The 22,056-nt window shown below is 53.4% G+C and carries 26 protein-coding genes and 3 tRNA genes; 19 read left to right on the forward strand and 10 right to left on the reverse strand.

Annotated elements, in window-relative coordinates:
• Nucleotides 1-101: 101 nt before the first annotated feature.
• The 6 genes from DFO52_RS15430 to DFO52_RS15455 all read right to left on the reverse strand — a co-directional run bounded on the left by DFO52_RS15430 (nt 102) and on the right by DFO52_RS15455 (nt 4,512).
• Nucleotides 102-263: a DUF1328 domain-containing protein gene (locus DFO52_RS15430; protein WP_003856556.1), complete on the reverse strand. Its 162-nt coding sequence runs from the start codon at nt 261-263 to the stop codon at nt 102-104.
• A 127-nt stretch (nt 264-390) separates the two neighbouring features.
• Nucleotides 391-1,008 (reverse strand): molecular chaperone OsmY, encoded by a 618-nt coding sequence (osmY, locus tag DFO52_RS15435; protein WP_032660819.1) that lies wholly within the window; start codon nt 1,006-1,008, stop codon nt 391-393.
• Between the two features lie 299 nt (nt 1,009-1,307).
• Nucleotides 1,308-2,897 (reverse strand): peptide chain release factor 3, encoded by a 1,590-nt coding sequence (gene prfC, locus DFO52_RS15440; RefSeq protein ID WP_023334426.1) that lies wholly within the window; start codon nt 2,895-2,897, stop codon nt 1,308-1,310.
• Between the two features lie 91 nt (nt 2,898-2,988).
• Nucleotides 2,989-3,666, reverse strand: coding sequence for a pyrimidine 5'-nucleotidase (gene yjjG, locus DFO52_RS15445; protein WP_133550705.1), 678 nt, complete (start codon nt 3,664-3,666; stop codon nt 2,989-2,991).
• Nucleotides 3,667-3,686: 20 nt separating this feature from the next.
• Nucleotides 3,687-4,130 (reverse strand): ribosomal protein S18-alanine N-acetyltransferase, encoded by a 444-nt coding sequence (gene rimI, locus DFO52_RS15450; protein WP_033144573.1) that lies wholly within the window; start codon nt 4,128-4,130, stop codon nt 3,687-3,689.
• Complete coding sequence (locus DFO52_RS15455; RefSeq protein WP_029740017.1) at nt 4,099-4,512, reverse strand: DNA polymerase III subunit psi; 414 nt, start codon at nt 4,510-4,512, stop codon at nt 4,099-4,101. The genes rimI and DFO52_RS15455 overlap by 32 nt, the downstream gene beginning before the upstream one ends.
• 102 nt (nt 4,513-4,614) lie before the next feature.
• Between DFO52_RS15455 and rsmC the strand changes: the two genes are divergently transcribed.
• The 4 genes from rsmC to DFO52_RS15475 all read left to right on the forward strand — a co-directional run bounded on the left by rsmC (nt 4,615) and on the right by DFO52_RS15475 (nt 6,136).
• Nucleotides 4,615-5,643 carry a 16S rRNA (guanine(1207)-N(2))-methyltransferase RsmC gene (gene rsmC, locus DFO52_RS15460; RefSeq protein ID WP_029740018.1) on the forward strand — a complete coding sequence of 343 codons (1,029 nt, stop codon included), beginning with the start codon at nt 4,615-4,617 and terminating at the stop codon, nt 5,641-5,643.
• A 172-nt stretch (nt 5,644-5,815) separates the two neighbouring features.
• A tRNA-Leu gene (locus tag DFO52_RS15465) sits at nt 5,816-5,902 on the forward strand.
• Between the two features lie 28 nt (nt 5,903-5,930).
• Nucleotides 5,931-6,017 (forward strand) — tRNA-Leu (locus tag DFO52_RS15470).
• A 33-nt stretch (nt 6,018-6,050) separates the two neighbouring features.
• Nucleotides 6,051-6,136 (forward strand) — tRNA-Leu (locus tag DFO52_RS15475).
• A gap of 41 nt (nt 6,137-6,177) precedes the next feature.
• On the opposite strand, the gene DFO52_RS15480 is transcribed toward DFO52_RS15475, so the two are convergent.
• Nucleotides 6,178-6,447 (reverse strand): DUF1435 domain-containing protein, encoded by a 270-nt coding sequence (locus DFO52_RS15480; protein WP_047646590.1) that lies wholly within the window; start codon nt 6,445-6,447, stop codon nt 6,178-6,180.
• Nucleotides 6,448-6,662: 215 nt separating this feature from the next.
• On the opposite strand from DFO52_RS15480, the gene DFO52_RS15485 reads away from it, so the two are divergent.
• Nucleotides 6,663-7,727, forward strand: coding sequence for a diguanylate cyclase (locus tag DFO52_RS15485; RefSeq protein ID WP_133550706.1), 1,065 nt, complete (start codon nt 6,663-6,665; stop codon nt 7,725-7,727).
• Between the two features lie 95 nt (nt 7,728-7,822).
• Nucleotides 7,823-8,611: a siderophore-iron reductase FhuF gene (fhuF, locus tag DFO52_RS15490; protein WP_133550707.1), complete on the forward strand. Its 789-nt coding sequence runs from the start codon at nt 7,823-7,825 to the stop codon at nt 8,609-8,611.
• A gap of 95 nt (nt 8,612-8,706) precedes the next feature.
• Here fhuF and DFO52_RS15495 read toward each other — a convergent pair whose 3' ends face one another.
• Nucleotides 8,707-10,053, reverse strand: a complete 1,347-nt coding sequence (locus DFO52_RS15495) for a PTS sugar transporter subunit IIC (protein ID WP_133550708.1) — start codon at nt 10,051-10,053, stop codon at nt 8,707-8,709.
• A gap of 328 nt (nt 10,054-10,381) precedes the next feature.
• Here DFO52_RS15495 and DFO52_RS15500 point away from each other — a divergent pair, with 328 nt between their 5' ends.
• A complete protein-coding gene (locus tag DFO52_RS15500) occupies nt 10,382-10,840 on the forward strand; it encodes a YbaK/EbsC family protein (RefSeq protein ID WP_133550709.1) in 459 nt (152 codons plus the stop codon).
• A gap of 38 nt (nt 10,841-10,878) precedes the next feature.
• Here the strand turns inward: DFO52_RS15500 and bglJ are convergent, their stop codons facing one another.
• Together bglJ and DFO52_RS15510 are read right to left on the reverse strand one after the other, a co-directional pair.
• Nucleotides 10,879-11,514, reverse strand: coding sequence for a DNA-binding transcriptional activator BglJ (gene bglJ / locus DFO52_RS15505; RefSeq protein ID WP_133550757.1), 636 nt, complete (start codon nt 11,512-11,514; stop codon nt 10,879-10,881).
• Nucleotides 11,511-12,248 (reverse strand): response regulator transcription factor, encoded by a 738-nt coding sequence (locus DFO52_RS15510; RefSeq protein WP_126303609.1) that lies wholly within the window; start codon nt 12,246-12,248, stop codon nt 11,511-11,513. The genes bglJ and DFO52_RS15510 overlap by 4 nt, the downstream gene beginning before the upstream one ends.
• A gap of 410 nt (nt 12,249-12,658) precedes the next feature.
• On the opposite strand from DFO52_RS15510, the gene DFO52_RS15515 reads away from it, so the two are divergent.
• The 12 genes from DFO52_RS15515 (at nt 12,659) to DFO52_RS15570 (ending at nt 22,054) form a co-directional block, all read left to right on the forward strand.
• Nucleotides 12,659-13,435, forward strand: a complete 777-nt coding sequence (locus DFO52_RS15515; RefSeq protein ID WP_023310303.1) for a threonine/serine exporter ThrE family protein — start codon at nt 12,659-12,661, stop codon at nt 13,433-13,435.
• Nucleotides 13,426-13,899, forward strand: coding sequence for a threonine/serine exporter (locus tag DFO52_RS15520; RefSeq protein ID WP_023310302.1), 474 nt, complete (start codon nt 13,426-13,428; stop codon nt 13,897-13,899). Before DFO52_RS15515 ends, DFO52_RS15520 begins: the two co-directional genes overlap by 10 nt.
• 67 nt (nt 13,900-13,966) lie before the next feature.
• On the forward strand, nt 13,967-14,608 hold the full coding sequence (locus tag DFO52_RS15525; protein ID WP_133550710.1) for a TetR family transcriptional regulator: 642 nt from the start codon (nt 13,967-13,969) through the stop codon (nt 14,606-14,608).
• A 41-nt stretch (nt 14,609-14,649) separates the two neighbouring features.
• On the forward strand, nt 14,650-15,102 hold the full coding sequence (locus DFO52_RS15530) for a MarR family transcriptional regulator (protein WP_033146484.1): 453 nt from the start codon (nt 14,650-14,652) through the stop codon (nt 15,100-15,102).
• Between the two features lie 83 nt (nt 15,103-15,185).
• Nucleotides 15,186-15,614, forward strand: coding sequence for an organic hydroperoxide resistance protein (locus DFO52_RS15535; protein WP_023310299.1), 429 nt, complete (start codon nt 15,186-15,188; stop codon nt 15,612-15,614).
• A gap of 148 nt (nt 15,615-15,762) precedes the next feature.
• The gene (gene dnaT, locus DFO52_RS15540; protein WP_029742210.1) at nt 15,763-16,308 is read left to right on the forward strand and encodes a primosomal protein DnaT; all 546 of its coding nucleotides are present in this window, start codon (nt 15,763-15,765) and stop codon (nt 16,306-16,308) included.
• Nucleotides 16,305-17,042 (forward strand): DNA replication protein DnaC, encoded by a 738-nt coding sequence (dnaC, locus tag DFO52_RS15545; protein WP_023310297.1) that lies wholly within the window; start codon nt 16,305-16,307, stop codon nt 17,040-17,042. Before dnaT ends, dnaC begins: the two co-directional genes overlap by 4 nt.
• Nucleotides 17,043-17,125: 83 nt before the next feature.
• Nucleotides 17,126-17,608, forward strand: a complete 483-nt coding sequence (locus DFO52_RS15550; protein WP_073001066.1) for a DUF2501 domain-containing protein — start codon at nt 17,126-17,128, stop codon at nt 17,606-17,608.
• Between the two features lie 269 nt (nt 17,609-17,877).
• Complete coding sequence (gene opgB, locus DFO52_RS15555; RefSeq protein ID WP_133550711.1) at nt 17,878-20,169, forward strand: phosphatidylglycerol--membrane-oligosaccharide glycerophosphotransferase; 2,292 nt, start codon at nt 17,878-17,880, stop codon at nt 20,167-20,169.
• A gap of 180 nt (nt 20,170-20,349) precedes the next feature.
• The gene (locus DFO52_RS15560; RefSeq protein ID WP_029741337.1) at nt 20,350-20,988 is read left to right on the forward strand and encodes an EAL domain-containing protein; all 639 of its coding nucleotides are present in this window, start codon (nt 20,350-20,352) and stop codon (nt 20,986-20,988) included.
• Complete coding sequence (locus DFO52_RS15565; protein WP_133550712.1) at nt 20,985-21,527, forward strand: LuxR family transcriptional regulator; 543 nt, start codon at nt 20,985-20,987, stop codon at nt 21,525-21,527. Before DFO52_RS15560 ends, DFO52_RS15565 begins: the two co-directional genes overlap by 4 nt.
• A gap of 32 nt (nt 21,528-21,559) precedes the next feature.
• Nucleotides 21,560-22,054 carry a spore coat protein U domain-containing protein gene (locus tag DFO52_RS15570; RefSeq protein ID WP_029741339.1) on the forward strand — a complete coding sequence of 165 codons (495 nt, stop codon included), beginning with the start codon at nt 21,560-21,562 and terminating at the stop codon, nt 22,052-22,054.
• The last annotated feature ends 2 nt before the right edge of the window (nt 22,055-22,056 follow it).

Consider the following 22,056-nt stretch of genomic DNA (forward strand, 5'->3'; position numbering starts at 1 on the left):
TTATTTTATAACACCACAGTAACGCACCCGACCTGTTCCGCAAATAAGAAAAAGCCAGTCACAGTGACTGGCTTTATTTTGTTGAAGAAATATTGCGTTTGCTACGGACGTCTACGACCCGTAAACAGGCTGACCAGGAACAGAATAATACCCACAACGAAGACAATTTTAGCTGCCCATGCCGCTGTACCTGCCAGTCCACCAAAGCCCAATGCGGCGGCAATTAACGCGATAACCAGAAATATAATGCCCCAACGAAACATAAGCTTCTCCTTTACCATAGTTAATGTCGGCCGCTAAACGTGAGCGCTCAGGTCACTCACCGGCGTTTTTCCAGAGTCGTTCTTATTTCGCCCGCAGGTGTTAGCCAGACGGGCGAATGGTCCAGATTTACTTCGTTTTCAGATCGTTTTTAACGCTTTTCACACCATCAATCGCTTTCGCGATGGACTCGGCGCGTTCACTTTGCGCCTGCGAATCTACCGTACCGGAAAGCTGAACCACACCATCGGTGGTTTCTACTTTCACCTTACGGGATGGCACGATGTCATCCGCTAAAAGTTTAGCTTTGATTTCGCTGGTAGTAGCGGCATCACCGGCATAACCTTTCACCGACGCGTTTTTACCGTCACGTACGTGCAGCTTATCGCTGACGGAGGCAACACCTTCGACGCCCTTCGCGACTTTCACCGCCTGCTCGGCCTGAGCCTGGCTTTCCACGAAGCCGCTCAGCGTGACCACTTTCTTGTCGGTCTTAACGGAAATATCGGTACTTTTGATGGATTCATCATCCACCAGTGCGGCTTTCACTTTTGCTGTGATTGAGCTGTCATCCATGAAGTTGCCGACTTTATTCATAGAGCTATCGATTTTTTGCCCTGCGGTATCGGCCGTGGACTGGGCTTTATCCATGGTGGTGCTTTCCGCCAGGGCGGAACCGCTCACCAGAACGCTACCCAGGGTTACAGCCAGCAGAGTTTTCGAAATCTTCAGTCTTGTCATATTCATCGATCTATTCCTGTGTTGACCCGTTATTCGGGCTACATACTTCCTTAGTAGTTTTATATATTGCGAATAAACACGCGGGCAAAATGGACAACCTAAAGTCATGCATTGAACAGTTAATTTATCCACGCCCGGTGTTAAACACTGAGTTAAATATAGATCACTCTCACAGAGCCGCTTTCAGAATTGAGTAAAAAACGCGCGAATAGCGTGAAATTGCGTTGAATTAAGAACATTCCGCAAGGGATTAATAAGACAGGAATTAAAGAAGAGCACGGCGGCAGCCGTGCTCTGAGAGGGGATTAGTGCTCGCGGGTTTTACGGAACTGAACGTCAGGATAACGTTCCTGCGTCAGGTTCAGGTTCACCATGGTTGGTGCGATATAGGTCAGGTTATCACCGCCATCCAGCGCCAGCTGAATTTCGTTCTTACGCTTAAATTCTTCGAATTTCTTCACGTCAGAACACTCAACCCAGCGCGCGGTCGCGACGTTCACGGACTCGTAAATCGCTTCCACGTTGTACTCGCTCTTCAGACGCGCAACAACCACGTCGAACTGCAGCACGCCGACCGCGCCCACGATCAGATCGTTGTTCGCGATTGGGCGGAACACCTGCACGGCGCCCTCCTCGGAGAGCTGAACCAGGCCTTTCAGCAGCTGTTTCTGCTTCAGCGGATCGCGCAGACGGATACGACGGAACAGCTCCGGTGCGAAGTTCGGAATGCCGGTGAACTTCATCATTTCACCCTGGGTGAAGGTATCGCCGATCTGAATAGTGCCGTGGTTGTGCAGACCGATGATGTCGCCCGGATACGCCTCTTCAACGTGCGAACGGTCGCCCGCCATAAAGGTCAGCGCGTCGGAGATCACCACGTCTTTACCGGTACGCACCTGGCGCAGCTTCATGCCCTTTTCATACTTACCGGACACCACGCGCATAAAGGCCACGCGGTCGCGGTGTTTCGGGTCCATGTTGGCCTGAATTTTGAAGACGAATCCGGTGAATTTCTCTTCTTTTGCTTCCACTTCACGGGTGTCAGTTTTACGCGGCATCGGGCGCGGCGCCCATTCCACCAGACCGTCCAGCATGTGGTCAACGCCGAAGTTACCCAGCGCGGTACCGAAGAAGACCGGGGTGATTTCACCGCTCAGGAACAGCTCTTTGTCGAACTCGTGAGACGCGCCCTTCACCAGCTCCAGCTCGTCGCGCAGCTGCGCGGCCAGCTCTTCGCCGACTGCCACGTCCAGCTCAGGGTTATCCAGACCTTTCACCACGCGAACGTCCTGAATGGTGTGGCCTTTACCGGTCTGATACAGATAGGTTTCGTCTTTATAGAGGTGATACACCCCTTTGAACAGCTTACCGCAGCCAATTGGCCAGGTGATTGGCGCACAGGCGATTTTCAGCTCGCTTTCCACTTCGTCCATCACTTCCATCGGGTCACGGATGTCACGGTCGAGTTTGTTCATAAAGGTGAGGATCGGCGTATCGCGCAGACGGGTAACTTCCATCAGCTTACGGGTCCGGTCTTCTACACCTTTCGCGGCGTCGATCACCATCAGACAGCAGTCCACCGCCGTCAGGGTACGGTAGGTATCTTCGGAGAAGTCTTCGTGGCCCGGGGTATCCAGCAGGTTCACCAGGCAGTCGTGATACGGGAACTGCATCACCGAGGTGGTAATCGAAATACCACGCTGCTTTTCCATCTCCATCCAGTCAGATTTTGCATGCTGGCTGGAGCCACGGCCTTTAACGGTACCCGCAGTCTGGATCGCCTGTCCGAACAGCAACACCTTCTCAGTGATGGTCGTTTTACCGGCATCCGGGTGGGAGATAATGGCAAAAGTGCGGCGCTTGGCCACCTCTTGCAGATAAGGAGACAACGTCATAATTAAATCTTCTTTTATAAGCGCGGCAGCACGCCACGCATCATGGAATACAAAATTGCGGCTATTTTACCCATCAATAGGGGGCAGGCAATCATTGTTTACACAGGAGTTGCTCCAGTTCGTTCAACGACGTTACGGTCCAGGTCGGCTCGATGCCTTCAGGCTTCACGCGGCCATGCGCATTGAGCCAGACGGTCGACAGACCTGACTTCATGCCGCCCAGGATATCTGACTCTGCCGTATCACCCACCATCAGGACGCGATCGCGGTCAGGATTACCTGCCTGCGACAGCGCATAATCGAAAATCCGCGGATCCGGTTTAGGTACGCCCACCTCTTCGGAGATGACCAGCGCGTCGAAATGATTGCGCAGGCCGGTGCGCTCGAGGCGGATCTGCTGCAGGGCGGTAAAACCGTTGGTAATGATCCCCAGTTTCACCTTGCCTTTTAACGCATTCAGCAGGGAAACCGCACCCGGCAGTGGCGCACAGATATCGGCCATCGCGTTCAGGAACGCCTCGTTCAGCGTCCCCGGACTGACCTTTAAGCGTTCCGCCCAGACGTCAAAACGCTGGTGCTGAAGTTGTAACGCGGTGATGGCACCGTTCTGGTAATCCACCCACAGCGGCTTGTTTACCGCCTGATAGTCCTGAAAATCTTCAGCGGTGAAGGTCACGCTATAGTCGAGAAACATCCGCTGCAGGCCGCCGAACGAATCGAACGTAAACAGCGTTTCGTCGGCATCAAAGAAAATCCAGTCCCATTTCATCGTTACAACCTTATTTTTTATTATCCAATCGGCAGAGCCATTATGATGGCGTCTTCACGTCCCTCTGCGGTGGGGTAGTAGTTACGGCGGACTGTCGCCTCGTTAAAGCCTAAGCTTTCATAGAGCGCGATGGCGGCGACATTCGACGCGCGCACCTCCAGCCACAGGGTGAAAACGTCACGGGTTTCGAGCTCGCGAATGAGGTGCTCGAGCAGTTCTCTTCCCAGCCCACGGCGCTGGAACGCGGGATCAACCGCAATATTAAACAGCGTCGCTTCATCAAGAACAACCTGCGTGATCGCGAAGGCGGCCATGGTGCCGTCAACGTCCAGACGGAAGTTCAGATACCGTTCGCCCTGATTGCTGGCGAAGGTTTTTTCGCTCCACGGAAACGCGTGGGCGCGTGTTTCAATCGCGAACGCGGTGGTCAGGTCAGGCGTCGTGAGGGAAGAAATCGTGTTCATATTCGCAGATTTGTTGCCATAGCGCGCTGCGCGCTTTTGGGTTGGCTTTCAGTTCGTCCAGCGCTGGCGTGCAGATCTGGCTCCCCTGGAGGGGGATCTCGTTTGTCTCTCCGATACGCCAGCTGTTACAGCGGCTATCAGGAGGAAGCATCGCGACACGCTCTGGCGTCAGCTGTAAAACCTGGTCGGCCGTCATCTTCAGGCTGCGAAGGACATCATCGATCAGGGGTTCATTCAGGGCAGGCAGTTCTTCCGCCACCATCACCAGGCGTACGTGCGCAGGGATGGAAATGGCGATTTCGCCCTGCAACGCCGTCGGGCGACGCAAAGCCCACTGGGTAATGCCCAGCTGCTGCAACTGCCAGTCTCGTCGGGATGTCATAGGGAAAACTCCTGTCTCTCAGGCGCGCAAATATAGCAAATGTGTCGAAAGTGCGCCATCTACCTACTATAATCCCCGCCTGAGTTTATTGAGGAACAATTCATGTCTGCATTTACCCCGGCAAGTGAAGTCTTGCTGCGTCACAGTGATGATTTCGAAGAAAGCCGTATTCTGTTTGCCGGAGATATGCAGGATGACCTGCCTGCGCGTTTCGACTGTGCTGAAAGCCGTGCCCACACCCAATACTACCACCACTGGCAGGTGCTGAGCCGCCAGATGGGCGAGCGCGCGCGCTTTAGCCTGGTGGCGGAGCAGAGCGATATCGCCGACTGCGATACGCTGATTTACTACTGGCCGAAGAACAAGCCGGAAGCCCAGTTCCAGCTGATGAACCTGCTCTCCCTGCTGCCGGTCGGATGCGATATTTTCGTGGTGGGTGAGAACCGCAGCGGCGTGCGTAGCGCTGAACAGATGCTGGAAGGCTACGCGCCGCTGAACAAAGTCGACAGCGCTCGCCGCTGTGGTCTGTACCATGGCCGTCTGGAAAAACAGACAACGTTTGATCCACAGGCTTACTGGGACGAGTATCAGCTCGACGGCCTGACCATCAAAACCCTGCCGGGCGTGTTCAGCCGTGACGCGCTGGATACGGGCAGCAAGCTGCTGCTCTCCACCCTGACGCCGCACACCAAAGGCAAAGTGCTGGACGTGGGCTGCGGCGCGGGCGTGCTCTCTACCGTGCTTGCCAGCCATTCACCAAAAGTGCGCTTAACCCTGTGTGACGTGAGCGCCCCGGCGGTAGAAGCCAGCCGCGCAACGCTTGCCGCAAACGGCATTGAAGGCGAGGTGATTGCCAGCAACGTCTTCTCTGACGTCACCGGTCGCTTCGACATGATTATCTCCAACCCGCCGTTCCACGACGGTATGGAGACCAGCCTTGAAGCGGCACAAACGCTGATCCGTGGCGCAACCCGTCACCTTAACAGCGGCGGCGAGCTGCGTATTGTTGCGAACGCCTTCCTGGCGTACCCGAAAGTGCTGGACGAAACCTTCGGCTTCCACGAAGTGATCGCCCAAACCGGCCGCTTTAAAGTCTACCGTACCGTGATGACGCGTCAGGCCAAAAAGTAATCTCCACTCCAGCAGGCCGGATAAGCGCAAGCGCCATCCGGCTCCGCATGGCGCCTGCATCGGCCATTTTTGCAGCAATCAAGGCGTCGCGCGCACTTTTCTGTTGACGTAAAGCTGAAAACATCTAGAATGCGCCTCCGTGGTTACGATACTTTTACAGTATCGATGGTATGCGAAGGTGGCGGAATTGGTAGACGCGCTAGCTTCAGGTGTTAGTGTCCTTACGGATGTGGGGGTTCGAGTCCCCCCCCTCGCACCATAAATCACAATGATATTGCTCGCACTGGGCGAAGGTGGCGGAATTGGTAGACGCGCTAGCTTCAGGTGTTAGTGTCCTTACGGATGTGGGGGTTCGAGTCCCCCCCCTCGCACCAACGAGGCGATATCAACAATAGTAAGATGACTGTGCGAAGGTGGCGGAATTGGTAGACGCGCTAGCTTCAGGTGTTAGTGTCCTTAGGATGTGGGGGTTCGAGTCCCCCCCCTCGCACCAATTATCTTACATCCCTTCTGAAGTTCCTCTTGTTTTCCCTGTTATTTCAAACTCATCAGTATCACCAGAATTCCGCTGACCAGTGCTACACAGGATGGCAGTAAAACAAAGTGGCGCAGCTGTTTATGCCAGATCATGCCTGACGTGACTAACAGGCCTGACACAATGATCGCCTTCCAGGTATCAAGGGAGAGATCGGCAAACATCAACCCGCCGAGAATGGCTCCCGGTAGCAATACCCCCCAACCACTGCCAAGCGCCCTGTTCAACATGCTCTGCCCTCTCACAACGATAATGATAACCAATATCATATGACACACATTATCATTTGTCAGCTGAATGAATCAAAATCCATCGACCTTTACCTTTCCCGTAATGACAGGAATTGCCTAAGGTGATAAATTGCACACCTGTTAACAACATCTAAAGATTTTCTGATAATTACTCTTTGAGTTTTTTGCATGTTTTATTGCGAAACGGCACCTACTTATTTGTTTTAATTAAATTTTAATAAAAACGCACGACTATGACATCACAATCCTGGCGGTCTTTGGTTCACAGAAAATATCAATTGTCGTTACGTTTATTTTTATTTCTGAACGCAACCTCGGCAGTGTTCTCGGTAACAAATCCGCTCAATTCTGTACGCCTGTTATCTGCCCCACTTATTGCTATTTTCTCCATCAGCACCGGTCTGTTCGTCTGGCACTGGAGAAAGCGCGCGCGGAAGATAAATATTCCCGTGGTTTCAGGGATCTTCGGTATTTTGTGGGCCTGGCAAATTTTGTCTAAATTCGCCTTAATTACCCACGACCACGCGACGTATTTGTTAATCGCCCTATTAACGGTACTTTTTATCGGAACCCTGGCATTCGCCAGTAATATCAAAGCATTTACGCTGCACTCATTGCCCACCTTTATTGTCTGCCTGTGGCTAAGCGATCACGATATATGGCTAAGAATGTCCTATTCTTTCGCACTTCCTGTGGTGGCAATTGCTATTCATAACATTTTGCAAACGCGTAACGATCGTTTCGCTCAGGAATTGCTCTCTCGCCTGTTGGAAGAGCGAGAAACCCTTACCGATCTCAGCATGATGGACCCGCTTACCGGGCTCTATAATCGTCGCGGTCTGCAAAGTCGTCTGGAGAACCTGCCGACGGTAGAAAATGGCGAGCACTTTGTTCTGCTGATGGATATCGACCACTTTAAAGCCTATAACGATCATTATGGCCATATGATGGGCGACCAGGCGCTGAAGCGCGTCTCTGCGGCAATCCGCGACGCCGTGCGTTCTCGCGATATTGTGGCGCGGTTTGGCGGAGAAGAGTTTATGGTGCTGCTGACCAATATTTCACTCGAACATGCCCGCCAGACGGCCGAGCGGATCCGTCAGAAAGTCTACGATTTGAAAATCCCGCATCTGTTTAATGAGAGTGTCGCGACAAACGTCACCATCAGCATTGGTATTGCCATTTTCGAGGATGAAGACGTGGAAGGCGCGCTGGAAAAAGCGGACAAAGCCCTCTACGAAGCAAAGCATATGGGGCGCAATAACATTCTGTTGAGTGAAGAGCTGCAGACGGCATAAACATCACGGCGGTGTCACCCGGACAAAAGTCTTGCCATTGGTATGAGCAATAGTTAGGATTGGCAATCATTATCATTTAGATTTCTATCTATACTATGGCCACGCAAACCGCACACATCGTCGAACCCCTCCTCTGGCGAGCGCCCCTCACCAGCGGGAATGCTTCGCTTGCGGATGCCATACGGGATAAGATTGCGGAGACGCGCGCCCACCTGCTGGACTTTATCCGGCTTGATGAAGCGCACCCGAACCACGCCATGACGCTCTCAGAGTGGCGCCAGCCGGCAAAACTGCAATCGCTGCTGGCCACCTATTCCGACCATATCTATCGCAATCAGCCCACCCTTACGCGGGAAAATAAACCGCTGCTCTCTCTCTGGGCGCAGTGGTATATCGGGCTGATGGTGCCACCCCTCATGCTGGCGCTATTAACCCAGAAGAGCATGCTGGAACTCTCGCCGGATAATTTCCACGTCGAGTTTCACGAAACCGGGCGCGCAGCCTGTTTCTGGATTGATCTCCACGAAGACCAGAACGGGGAACGCCTGACGGCTCAGGAGCGCATGGAGCAGCTTATCACCCAGGCCCTGATCCCAGTGGTGGAAGCGCTTGAAGCGACGGGAGAAATTAACGCGAAGCTTATCTGGAGCAATACGGGCTATTTAATCCACTGGTATTTAACGGAAATGAAGCCTCTGCTTGGTGATGAGAACGTTGATGCCCTGCGTCAGTCCTGTTTCTTTGCAAAACAGCTTTCCGATGGCCGCGACAACCCGTTATTCCGTACCGTCGTGCTCCGTGATGGGCTTCTGGTTCGCCGCACCTGCTGCCAGCGCTATCGCCTGCCGGACGTTAAGCAGTGCGGGGATTGCACGCTGAAATAATCGGCCACGGCCTGATGCCCCCACCCTGCCCCTCTCCCACAGGGAGAGGGAACAAACACTAAAAACGGCAACCTGAGTTACCGTTTTGCTTTTACCTAAGCCACCTGCTGATTTTCCTCTTCCGCGTTACGCTGCGCTTCTTCCGCTTCCTGCTCCAGCAGCTGTTTCTCGTACACTTTGAAGAACGGGAAGTAGATGATTGCCGATACGCAGGCCAGAACCACAACCAGAATAGCCGCGCGGAAATCCCAGCCCAGAGCCCACGCTGCGCCTATTGGCGCCGGTGCCGTCCAGGGGACCACTGAGATGACGCGGCCAATCAGGTCAAACGTCATTGCCGCCCAGGCCAGCACGGCATTTACCATCGGTGCCAGCAGGAACGGAATAAAGAACACCGGGTTCATCACGATTGGCGTACCGAAAATGACGGGTTCATTGATGTTAAAGAAGCTGGGTACCACGCTCAAACGCCCGATAGAGCGTAAATGCGCTGAACGGCTACGCAAATAGCAAATCACCAAGCCCATCGTGGCTCCCGACCCGCCAATCACGATAAAGAACGTCCAGAACGCCTCCATAAAAATATGCGGCAGAGGCTGGCTGGCGGCCAGCGCGGTCTGGTTCGCACCCAGGTTGGTCAGCCAGAACATCTGCAGCATCCCGGAGACGATGGCGGCGCCGTGGATCCCGGCGAACCACAGCAGATGGCCAATCAACACGGCCAGCAGGATCGCAGGCAGGGAATCCGCAGCGGAAACCAGAGGTTTAAAGACCGACATAATGGCCTGCGGGATCAGCATGCCGAACTGAGACTGAATGAGCAGGCTCAGAGGATAAAGCGTCAACACCACTACCAGCACCGGGATGAGCAGATCAAAAGAGTTTTTAATCATCGGAGGTACCTGGTCTGGCAGGCGAATACCGATGTTATGCGCCTTGAGGAAACGCATCATCTCAACGCAGTAGATCGCCACCAGAATCGCTGTAAAAATGCCCGCCCCACCCAGGCTGTCGACTGGCAGCGTGCCTTTGGTTTTCGGTGCCGCGACCAGCAGAAACGCCATCAGCGACAGCATGGCACACATAAACGGGTCTAACTGGTGCGATTTGACATAGTGTTTGCCAAGGTTGTAGGCAATGGCCGCACAAATATAAATGGACATAATGCCCATCGTCATATCAAACGGCGTCAGAATCTGGCCTTCAAACTGCTTCGCCATATCCAGCCAGGCTCGGGCGAAACCCCAGGTGGTATCCGGCGAAAATGGCGGGTATGCGAACACTAATAAAAATGAACCCACAATCATAAATGGCATCGCGGAGATAAACCCATCACGGATAGCCATGACATGACGCTGGGAAGAGATCCGCCCGGCAATCGGGCTCACGTAATTTTCAACAAAACGGAATATCAGGTTAAACGCAGCATGGTTGGCAGACATGGCAGATCTCCTGTCAGACGTTTGTTACGGGCACATTTGCGCCGCACGTTGTTCCATAAATCACCTTCACAACCTTGCTGGCTTGTGGACCAGGGGTACTGCTCAGACGGAATGGTTTCATAATTTGCTCTTATTATTGGGTACAGGGGACGTTACGTACTCAGTATTAATCGACGCATCACGCTCTGCAACCGGTTACTGTAACCGGTTTCTGTGATTGTGAAGAGGATCCAGAAATCAGCCGTTCGGGATATTTGTTACCGAAGAGATATTTACAGAGCATAAATTCTTATGACAGATTACGCAGGATATTTGTCAGGAGGAAACAATGAGTTTGCAGTCTGTACAGCAGTTTTTTGCCGACAACGCGCCGGATATAGACGTTATTGAACTTAGTCAGAGTACCGCTACCGTTGCGTTGGCTGCTGCCGCCCATCGCGTTGAACCGGGACAAATCGCCAAAACCTTGTCATTAAAGGTGAAAAATGAGGTGATTCTGGTGGTAGCGAAAGGTGATGCACGCCTGGATAACAAAAAGCTGAAAGACACGTTTGGTGCAAAAGCGCGCATGCTCAGCAGTGATGAAGTGGTGATCATCACCGGTCACCCCGTTGGCGGCGTATGCCCGTTCGGCCTGGAAAACCCGCTCGCGGTTTACTGCGATATCTCGCTAAAGCAGTACGCCGAAGTCCTGCCCGCAGCAGGCGCAATTCATAGTGCCGTGCGTATTTCACCTGACAGAATGGCAGAGCTGACCTCCGCAAAATGGGTTGATGTTTGCATCTGATTGTTGCGCCAGAGCCTGTCTGGCGCGCAACAGGCAGGTTATAAAAAGGTCGGCTTACTGAGTGCCGAACCTTGCGGTTCGCTTGCCGGAAGGTGGGTAATAATATCCGCCGCATCGAGTAACCCTACGTCAGAGTTCACCCCCAGCTTCACCATCGCATTAAACTTATGCGCCCGGATGGTCTTAATATTGCGTTCAAGCTGTGCCGCGATTTGAGGAATGGAATAGCCGCAAGACATATAACGCAATATTGCCCGTTCCGTTGGGCTTAACATTCTGCTTTGGCTCTGGTACCAGTGATTCATCATATTGTCATTGATGCGCAGGGTTTCGCTCAGCAACACCATGAGTTCCTTCTGCAGGTGCTCAAGCTTCAGCGATTTACTCACCACACCGTGAAGGCGTGATGGGGAAAGATGGCTAATTAATCTTGCTTCCATCTCATCAGCGACCAGGATAATGCGCTGGATATGACCATGCGTAAACGCAAAATCCCGCAGGTGCGCCAGGCAGCTACGACGGTCGTCTCGCGCATCGGAATATGAATAGATCAGCGAGAAAAACTCGACGTGCTGAAGTGCTTTCTTAAAGCTATCAAATTCACTAAACAGATGCAGTTGATAATGATTCAGGCCGGGCATCGCAAAAAGATGCTTTAGCCCAACAGCACTCATCGTGCAATTTTCGACGACGGCGATATGTCTTGTTGAATCGGTTTTTTCCATTCCTCGAACTCTCCATAGGCTGACATCAAACTCAGCTCTCGCATTCCCTGTGTACTGTTTATCCAGGCGTACATATCGGCATTACTGCGTAATGACAGCCGTCGCATCGCACTGTTTTTCTGCGCACTGACGGTTTTATTGCTCTTCTTGAGCAATGTGGCGATTTGGTTAATCCCCCATCCTTTACCTAACAGCCGCAATACTTTGCGTTCGGAGTGCGTGAGCGCGATAACCTGTTCGTCTTCTTCCCCCGTACTTTGAGGTTCCGGGGTTAACAACGCCTGGCTTACCCGCTCTGCGCGTTCGCTACCTGCCCGAATAGCGTTAACCAGCCCTTCAATGGGTTCAATATCAGAAAGCAACGTACTTTCCGGGCGCACAAGTAACTCAACGGCAATAGGGTTAAGCGGCCGCGAAACTAAAAAGATCCAGTGAATGTTCCGGTATTGATTCAATAAACTGAAATACTCTTCGAGCGCGCCCCGAGGATTCCAGTATTCGCCTGAAATATCGGCAATGATGACGTCAGCGCGGCGTAGCTGGAGCAGTGTTAACTCCTGCAATGAGCTGCAATAGGTCAATTCAAAATCGGGGAAATGGCGAGTCATCACGCCCCCTAACCCGTTTTGCATGACCGGTATCCGGCTAATGATAACGCTATGCTTACCGTGCAAAGACAACATAGACCCTCCGTGTCCATTCTTCATGTGATGAGTAACGTTAAAATGCCTCAACGTATGAGTATTTTTCGTCCCTGAGTGTAAAGCAGGTTAATACAAGCAGAAGATGAGATGTATTCTTAGTTTAAGAAATGCCTAAACAGCAGTAATATCTCACAAAGCGAAATTAATTTTAATTGCAGTGTCATTAAAATAACTACAATATAAAATTAGAATAACTAAATATAAATAACTTATATTTTAATATTAATAATTCACCAAAATGATGAATTAATCCCAGCCCCTTCCGCACTTAAGGGCAGCAACTGTTTGCATAAACCTTGATCTGGCCCACAGCAAGAGGCACTGCACTTTGTGCTAAAAGTAATCGCTATGGGCCAACCGGCAACTTTCGACCTTCTTCAGGACAATACATGCAGGCAGATCGGTCAACGCAGCGTGCTATCACGCGGCTATGTATTCAGTGCGGTCTTTTTCTGCTCCAGCACGGTGCGGAAAGCGCGCTGGTTGAGGAGCTTTCCACCCGGCTGGGACTGGCGCTGGGTATGGATAGCGTTGAAAGCGCTATTTCATCCAACGCCATCGTGCTGACCACGATCAAAGACGGTCAGTGCCTGACCTCCACCCGCAAAAACCATGACCGCGGCATAAACATGCACGTCGTGACCGAAGTGCAGCACATCGTCATCCTTGCTGAACATAAGCTTCTCGATCTTCGTGAGATTGAAAAACGGTTCAGCCAAATTAAGCCATTACGTTATCCGCGCTGGCTTGTCGTGGTGATGGTAGGGCTGTCTTGCGCCTGCTTTTGTAAGCTCAATAAAGGCGGCTGGGACGGCGCGATCGTCACCTTTTTCGCCAGCAGTATCGCCATGTATGTTCGCCAGCTGCTGACGCACAGACAGCTGCATCCGCAAATTAACTTCTGCATTACCGCGTTTGTCGCCACAACGGTTTCCGGCCTGCTGCTGCGCCTGCCGCAGTTTGCCACTACCCCGACGATTGCCATGGCCGCCAGCGTGCTTCTGCTTGTTCCGGGCTTTCCGTTGATCAACGCCGTTGCCGACATGTTTAAAGGACACATCAATACCGGTCTGGCACGCTGGGCTATTGCCAGCCTGCTGACGCTGGCGACCTGCATCGGCGTAGTAATGGCCATGACACTCTGGGGGTTACGCGGATGGGCGTGATAGATTTTCTGCTGGCGCTGGCACAGGACATGCTTCTGGCCGCCATTCCTGCCGTCGGCTTTGCGATGGTGTTTAACGTTCCGCAACGTGCTCTGCGGTGGTGTGCGCTGCTGGGCGCGATTGGTCATGGCTCGCGAATGGTAATGATGACCGCAGGATTTAACATCGAATGGTCGACATTTATGGCCTCCATGCTGGTTGGCAGTATCGGCATCCAGTGGTCGCGCTGGTATCTGGCGCATCCCAAGGTGTTCACTGTCGCCGCCGTGATCCCCATGTTCCCGGGCATATCTGCGTATACGGCGATGATTTCCGCGGTGAAAATCAGCCATTTTGGCTACACCGAGCCGCAGATGATCCTCCTCCTGAGCAACTTTCTTAAAGCCTCGTCCATCGTCGGCGCGCTCTCCATCGGGCTGTCGATCCCCGGGCTGTGGCTGTACCGCAAACGCCCACGCGTTTGATATTTGTGTTATTTCGCTGCCATGGAGATAATCCTTCTGGTCCGTTTGGTGAAAATAAGGAAAGGATGTGGCTAACCCTGGCAGCGAACACCCCGAGCACAACGAAGAATCCAGCCTGAAAGAGAAAATTTTTCAGAGCGCCATCGCGCTTTTTGCCGAGTATGGATTGAACGGTGCCCGCATGGAGCAGATCGCGGAAAAAGCGGGCACCACCAAACGCATGGTGGTTTACCATTTTAAAAATAAAGAGAATCTCTATCTCCTGGTTCTGGAACATGTTTACACCCAGATTCGCGCCAGTGAAAAAGCGCTAAGCCTGGCGGGAATGCCCCCCGTCGAAGCGCTGGTCAACCTGGTTGAAGCCACCTTTGACTATCATGCCGACCACCCGGACTACATCCGGATTATCTGCATGGAAAACATGCAGCGGGGCCGCTTTATGCAGCAGTCGAGCTATCTTCGCCAGGTCAACCGTAGCGCGCTCGACCTGCTGGAGGGCATCCTGCACCGGGGCAAAGAAAAACAGCTCTTCAGCCAGACGGTTGACGCCCGCGATCTTCACCGCCTGATAAGCAGCTTCAGCTTTCACTACGTTGCCAACAGTTACACCTTCACGCTCCTGTTTGAAGACGGGGCGGACGAACAGGCTCAGCGCCAGCACTATCGCAAAATGGCCGTTCAGGTGGCGCTCCGCTACACCTGCCCATAAAATTGCTTGCAATTAAATCGCACACTACTTATATTCATCTCATGAACGCGAAAACGAACGACGCAACCGCTGCGCTCAAGCTGGATAACCAGCTCTGCTTTGCCCTCTATTCGGCAAATCTGGCGCTTAACAAGCTGTACCGGCAACTGCTGGCACCGCTGAACCTGACTTACCCGCAATATCTGGTAATGCTGGTGCTGTGGGAGCAGGATGACGTCACGGTGTCGGACATCGGCGAACGCCTGTTTCTGGATTCTGCGACCCTGACGCCGCTGTTAAAACGGCTGGAAAGCGGTGGGTTAATCAACCGTCACCGTTCACGCAAAGACGAACGTCAGGTCGCCGTCACCCTGAGTGAAGCGGGACGTGAACTTCAGCAGCAGGCATTGGGTATTCCCCATGCGGTGGGCTGCGCAGCGCAGTGTGATACCGACACTTTGCTGGCGCTTAAACAGCAGCTCGAACTTTTGCGACAACAGCTACACCGCGCGTAAAGCTATACTTTACGCGTGATTATTACCCATATATATCGCACGCTATTTAATAGCACACATTAAAGCAAGATGAGGAACCTGCCATGTCTTTAGAAAAAGTTGTTTATACCGCCAAAGCAAAAGCAACCGGTGGCCGTGACGGTCGCGCGACCTCTTCCGATGGCGTACTGGACGTAAAACTGGGCGTGCCGAAAGAGATGGGCGGCATGGGCGGAGAAGTGACGAACCCTGAGCAGCTGTTTGCTGCGGGCTACTCTGCCTGCTTCCTGGGCGCGATGAAGTTCGTGGCCGCACGCGATAAATTTACCCTGCCAAAAGATGCGTTTATTGAGGGCGAAGTGGGTATTGGCCCGCTGCCAACCGGTTTTGGTATCGAAGCAAAACTGAACATCCACGTTGAGGGAATGGATCCCGCGGAAGCTAAAAAGCTGGTCGATGCGGCGCACATTGTTTGCCCGTACTCTAACGCGACCCGCGGCAACATCGACGTGACCCTGAATATCATCGCGTGATAAATGCCTGATGGCGCTGCGCTTATCAGGTCTATGACTGTAGCCCCGGTAAGCGCAGCGCCACCGGGGAAATCCCCTCCTTCCCTTTCCTCTCTCTGTGCTACCATAAGCCCATATCACGCCCGTAGTAATCAGTAGAGTAAGCGTTATGTCCTCCAGAATTCTGACCACCAGCATTGCTGGCATTGATGCCTTTATGCGCGACCCACGCGGTGTGTTGACCCATGCCGAAGGCGGCACGGTTGCGGTATTTGCCGACAACGCTCCGGCGTTCTACGCAATCACGCCGGAACGCCTGGCGCAGCTTCTGGAGATTGAAGCGCAACTGTCACGCCCGGCGAGTGATATCACGCTGGACAACCAGTTCTTTGATGAACCGGTTAACGTCCCCGTGACCGTTCCGATGGGAAAATTTGCCCTGTACGCGGGCTGGCAGCCGGATGCTGATTTTCAGCGGCAGGCCGCGCTGTGGGGCATTGCGCTAACCCAGCCGGCCACTGCGGAAGAGCTCGCCGCGTTTACCGCCTGGTGGCAGGCGGAAGGTAAAGTCTTCACCCATATTCAGTGGCAGCAAAAGCTCGCGCGTCATCTTCAAATTACCCGCGCCGGCAACAACGGCCAGCCTAAACGCGATATCAACGCGTTTTCCGAACCGGATAAACAGATCCCCAGCGGATTCCGAGGTGCGAAATGAAGAACGTCGGCGACCTGATGAAACGTCTGCAAAAAATGATGCCTGCCAACGTGAAGCCCGCGTTCACCACGGGTGAAGAGCTGCTGGCGTGGCAAAAAGAGCAAGGTGAGATCCGCGCCGCCGCGCTCGCCCGGGAAAACCGGGCGATGAAAATGCAGCGCACCTTTAACCGCTCAGGTATACGTCCCCTGCACCAGAACTGCTCGTTCGATAACTATAAAATCGAGACCAGCGGGCAGATGAACGCCCTTGCCGCCGCCCGTCAGTACGTGGATGAATTCGACGGCAATATCGCCAGCTTCATCTTTAGCGGCAAGCCGGGCACCGGAAAAAACCACCTTGCGGCCGCCATCTGCAACGAGCTGCTTCTGCGGGGTAAATCGGTTCTCATCATCACCGTGGCCGATATCATGTCTGCGATGAAAGACACGTTCAGCAACCGCGAAACCAGCGAAGAGCAATTGCTCAACGATCTGAGCAATGTCGATTTACTGGTCATCGACGAGATTGGCGTTCAGACAGAATCCCGCTATGAAAAAGTGATCATCAACCAGATTGTCGACCGCCGCTCCTCGTCCAAGCGCCCCACCGGCATGCTGACGAACCACAATATCGACGAGATGACCCGCTTACTGGGTGAACGCGTTATGGATCGCATGAAGCTCGGTAATAGTCTCTATGTCATCTTCGACTGGGAAAGTTACCGCAGCCGCGTTACCGGCAAAGAGTATTAAGACAGTTCCAGGAATCGCCGCCAGGGCATAGGTATATACTGGAACCCCTTCGGCCCAAAACGGACCTTTTTGAGAGAGCCATGATGAAAAAACAGATTCTAATCAGCACCTTTTTAGGCGCGCTGCTGGTGACCGGCGCGGCGCAAGCGGCGTCCTGGCAGGAGTCCCTGTCAAGCGCGGCAAATGAGCTGACCAAAGAGAGCAGCAGCTCTCAGGGCGGACTCTCCGCCTCTTCCCTCACCAGCCTGCTGGGCAATAGCTCTCAAAGCCTCAGCGCGGGCACGATGAATAACGCGGCGGGGATTCTGGAATATTGCGCGAAGCAAAAGCTGGCCTCCGTGACCGACGCGCAAAACGTGAAAAACCAGGTGCTGGGTAAACTGGGTCTGGATACTCAGGAGCAGAAAGCGGACACCAACTATATGGACGGCATTCAGGGCCTGCTTAACGCGCAAAACGGGCAGCAGCTAAACCTGAGCACCCTCGGCAACTCTTCTCTGGCAAAACAGGTGAAAACCAAAGCCTGCGATCTGGTGCTGAAACAAGGCGTTAATTTCATCTCCTGATCCATCCCATTTTCTGCCACAACACGCCGCGTTTAATGCGATAGTCTTGCAACGCGGCGCTAAACGAGCGTTTTTCCTACCTGCCACCGTCTCAGCGTCCGTTTGTCAGGATGCGACCTTCTTCATAAAACGATTTTCTAAACCAAATCCTAACAACAGCACACTTTCGTGACACTAAAATTGCAGCTTAACGACATCGCAATTACATTGTATGACCCAAAAAATAAACAGTTAGCCAGCGAAGCACCTGGCGTCATGAGGATATGCTGTTGTCAGAATTCATGTCTCTTATCCTTTTTCTGGCTTCTGTCGGCGTTTACGCCTGGAAAGCCGGCCGTCACACCTGGTGGTTTATCGCCACGCTGGTGGTGCTCGGCATTTTTATTATTTTAAACATTACCTTATACGCCAGCGACTACTTTACCGGTGACGGTATTAACGATGCGGTGCTCTACACGCTGACGAACAGCCTGACGGGCGCGGGTGTGGGCAAGTACATTCTTCCGGGGCTCGGCCTTATCGTCGCGCTGGTGACGATTTTTGGCGCGCTGGCCTGGGTGTTGCGTCGACGTCGCCATCACCCGCACCATCATGGCTATAGCCTGCTGGCGTTGTTCCTGGCGCTGGCCTCCGTCGACGCCAGCCCGGCGTTCCATCAGATCACCGAGCTGGTAAAATCCCAGTCGCGCGACGGCGATCCTGATTTCGTGGCTTACTATAAAGAACCGTCGAAAACGATCGCCAACCCGAAGCTCAATCTGGTCTACATCTACGGCGAAAGCCTGGAGCGCACGTACTTTGATAACGATGCGTTCCCTGACCTGACGCCGGACCTGGGGGCGCTGAAAAATGAAGGTCTCGATTTCAGCCACACCATGCAGCTGCCCGGCACGGATTATACGATTGCCGGGATGGTTGCCTCCCAGTGCGGTATCCCGCTGTTTGCGCCTTTTGAAGGTAACGCCTCAGCCTCGATGTCGACGTTCTTCCCACAGAATATTTGCCTCGGCGATATCCTGAAAAACTCCGGCTACGAAAACTATTTTGTGCAGGGGGCAAACCTGCGCTTTGCCGGAAAAGACGTGTTCCTGAAATCCCACGGTTTTGACCACCTGTATGGCTCAGAAGAGTTAAAAACGACGGTTGCCGATCCGAGCTATCGTAACGACTGGGGCTTCTATGACGATACGGTGCTCGACGAAACCTGGAAGAAATTCGAGGAGCTTTCCCGCGCGGGCAAGCGTTTCTCCCTCTTTGCGCTGACGGTGGATACCCACCATCCGGACGGGTTCGTCTCGCGCAGCTGCAAACGCAAAAGCTATGACGTGGACGGCAAAAACAACAAGTCTTTCAGCGCCGTGACCTGTAGTCAGGAGCACATTGCCGCGCTGGTCGAGAAAATCAAAGCCTCGCCCTGGTTTAAAAACACCGTCATCGTCGTTTCGTCTGACCATCTGGCGATGAAAAACAGCGCCTGGGATCAGCTCAACAAGCAGGATCGCAGCAACCTGTTCTTTGTCCTGCGCGGCGACCAGCCGCAGCAGGAGGTAATTGCCACCAAACGCAACTCCATGGATAACGGCGCAACCGTGCTGGACATTCTGGGCGGCGACAACTTTATTGGCCTGGGCCGCAGCACGCTGTCGGGACAATCCCTGTCGGAAGTGTTCCTCAACATGAAGGATAAAATCCTCGCCTGGAAGCCAGACATTATCCGCCTGTGGAACTTCCCGAAAGAGATGAAGGACTTCACCGTCGATCGGGATAAAAACACGATTGCCTTCTCGGGCAGCAGCTTCCGTCTGCCGCTGCTGGTGCGCGTGTCGGAGGGGCGCGTCGAGCCGCTGCCGGAAAGCGAATATTCCGCGCCGCTGCGCTATCAGCTGGCCGATTTTGCCCCACGCGATAATTTTGTCTGGGTCGACAGGTGCTACAAAATGGGCCAGCTCTGGTCGCAGCCGCTGGCGCTTTCTACCGACTGGTGCGTCTCTCAGGGCCAGCTCGGCGGGGAGCAAACCGTGCAGCACGTGGATAAAGCCCAGTGGAAAGGCAAAACCGCGTTCAACGATACGGTGATTGATACCGCGCGCTATCAGCACAACATCGACATGCTGAAAGTCAGCGATAACGATATTCGCTACAAAGCGGACAGCTTTATCTTCAACGTGGCCGGCGCGCCCGAGGAAGTGAAGCAGTTTAGCGGCATCTCGCGTCCGGAGTCCTGGGGGCGCTGGTCCAACGCGCAGCTGGGCAACGAGGTGAAAATTGAGTACGCCCATCCCCTGCCGGAACAGTTCGACCTGGTGATCACCGCCAGAGCGTATGGCCCCAACGCTAACAAGCCCGTCCCCGTGCGCGTGGGCGATCGGGAGCAGACGCTGACGCTTGGGAACGACGTCAGCACGCAGACGCTGCATTTTGAGAATCCTTCGCGCAGCAATACCCTGGTGATCGTGCCGCCGGACCCGCAGTCCACGAACGAGGGGAATATCCTTGGGCACTCACCGCGCGAGCTCGGGATCGGCATGGTTGAAATCAAAATCGTCAGCAAAGCGGGTTAACACGCGTCGCGCCCGGCGTGCTGCCGGGCGCTTATGAAAATAAATAATTCTATATTATGCTTATAAATTAGATAAAAACACTTTATATAAGCCATTTTTATCTATAAATATCCCGCCAAAATACAAATCCATAAAATGTGCGACTCCTGAAATCACAACGGAGCGTTACGCACTTTTATCATGCTAACCGGCTATAAGTTCGAATCCATCCGGGCACTGCGCAGTGAAAATGTGATTGCCTGGGAGGTATTGTCTACGGCAAAGCCCCACGTCAATCTTGAAGATTACTTTGGCTCGATGCCCGCGACGCAGCGTAAAGCGCACTTCTTTGCGCAGCTTCGTCATGCCATGTTTTGCAAGGATGGGGACAAGTATTATCTCAATGCGACATCGGATTTACTGCTGGAAACGGACTTCCTCGACAGGCTAAAAGAAGAGACACCCTGCCCGGAGAGACTTGCTATCGAGGTCACCGATCTCCATACGATGGTCCAGCTTGAGGATACGCAAAGCCAGGCACTGCGGAAATGCATCGCGACGCTCCATCAGTGGGGGATAGAAGTATGGGCAGACGATGTCTGCGAAGACCTTCTTCCCGATCTTCTGACCAGCCAGATCCGCTTCTGCGGCATCAAAATTGACAAACATACCTTCTGGAACGGGCGGATCGAGCAGGCAAAGTTTCTGCATCTCACCCGCCAGTGCAAGCGCGTCGCCAGCAAGGTGCTGATCGAAGGCATCGAAACCGCGGGTGATTTCGCGCTGGCCCGCGCCAGCGCGGCCGATTACGGCCAGGGCTATCTGTGGGGTAGAAAATGACCTCTTTCATTCCGAATGCTGGTTATCAGGTTATCGTTCTGAGCGGGAATACGTTTTTATGGCTTGGCCTCACTTCGATGATCTCGACGGCCGTTACCCCTCGCCCGGAGATGTATTGGATCCATGACGTTAATCCTGAAGGGCTTTTGCACCTGCAGGAACGGCTGCTCAATACACACACTGGAGAGAACTGGCTGGTATTTACGGATGCCGCGCGGGTCTGCGACGTTCACGCCTGCCTGCGCAACGAGCGGGTCCGGGTAGTCGCGGACAACCTCTCGTTTGCGCAGCTAAGCCACTGTTTTAGCGATACGACATTCGCCATCGAAAACGCCGCCACGCTCTCGCATCAGGAGAGGCGGGTTTGCATGTTGCTCCATAAAGGATTCAGTCCGGTTCGCATCGCAAAAATCATGAATAAGTCCCCTAAAACGATCTACACCCACAAGCGTAACGCGATGAACAAATTTTGTTGTCACAGCCTGGCGGAATTCCATCGAAAACTCTGCCTGCTGGACGCTCAGTCATTCGCTTTGTAATTGCACTGTTACTCACGTCAGGAAATAAGATCATGAAAATTATTCCCACCCTTGTATGTTGTTCCGTTCTCCTGCTTCCTGCTGCTGCAATCGCCGCAGACAGTACCGCAAGCGCGACGATGCACGTATCACTTGAGGTCGTGAAGTCGTGCACCCTTAAAGCCAACGACCTCAACTTCTCGCGTCACGGCTCCGATGAGTCGAGCGAAATCCAGGCCAAAACGCAGGTCGATATCGTCTGTACCAACGGCACGCCTTTCACCCTCACAGCCACCAGCAACGACGGCGAAAACGGTACCTTCTGGCTGAAGCCGGAAAACGGCGAAACGGGCGCGCAGAAGATTGCGTGGAAACTCTTTGCCGACGAAGGCAAACAGACGCAAATCACCGGCACGAATGGCCTGGACGATACCGGCAACGGTGCGGAACAGGAGGAAACGCTGTATGGCGTCATTGACGCCGGAGCGCTGACCACCGCCCAGGCAGGTACCTACAGCGACGATATCACGTTAAAACTGGAGTACTGATC

The organism is Enterobacter sp. AG326, assembly GCF_004362415.1.
GTDB classification, from domain to species: Bacteria; Pseudomonadota; Gammaproteobacteria; order Enterobacterales; family Enterobacteriaceae; genus Enterobacter; species Enterobacter asburiae.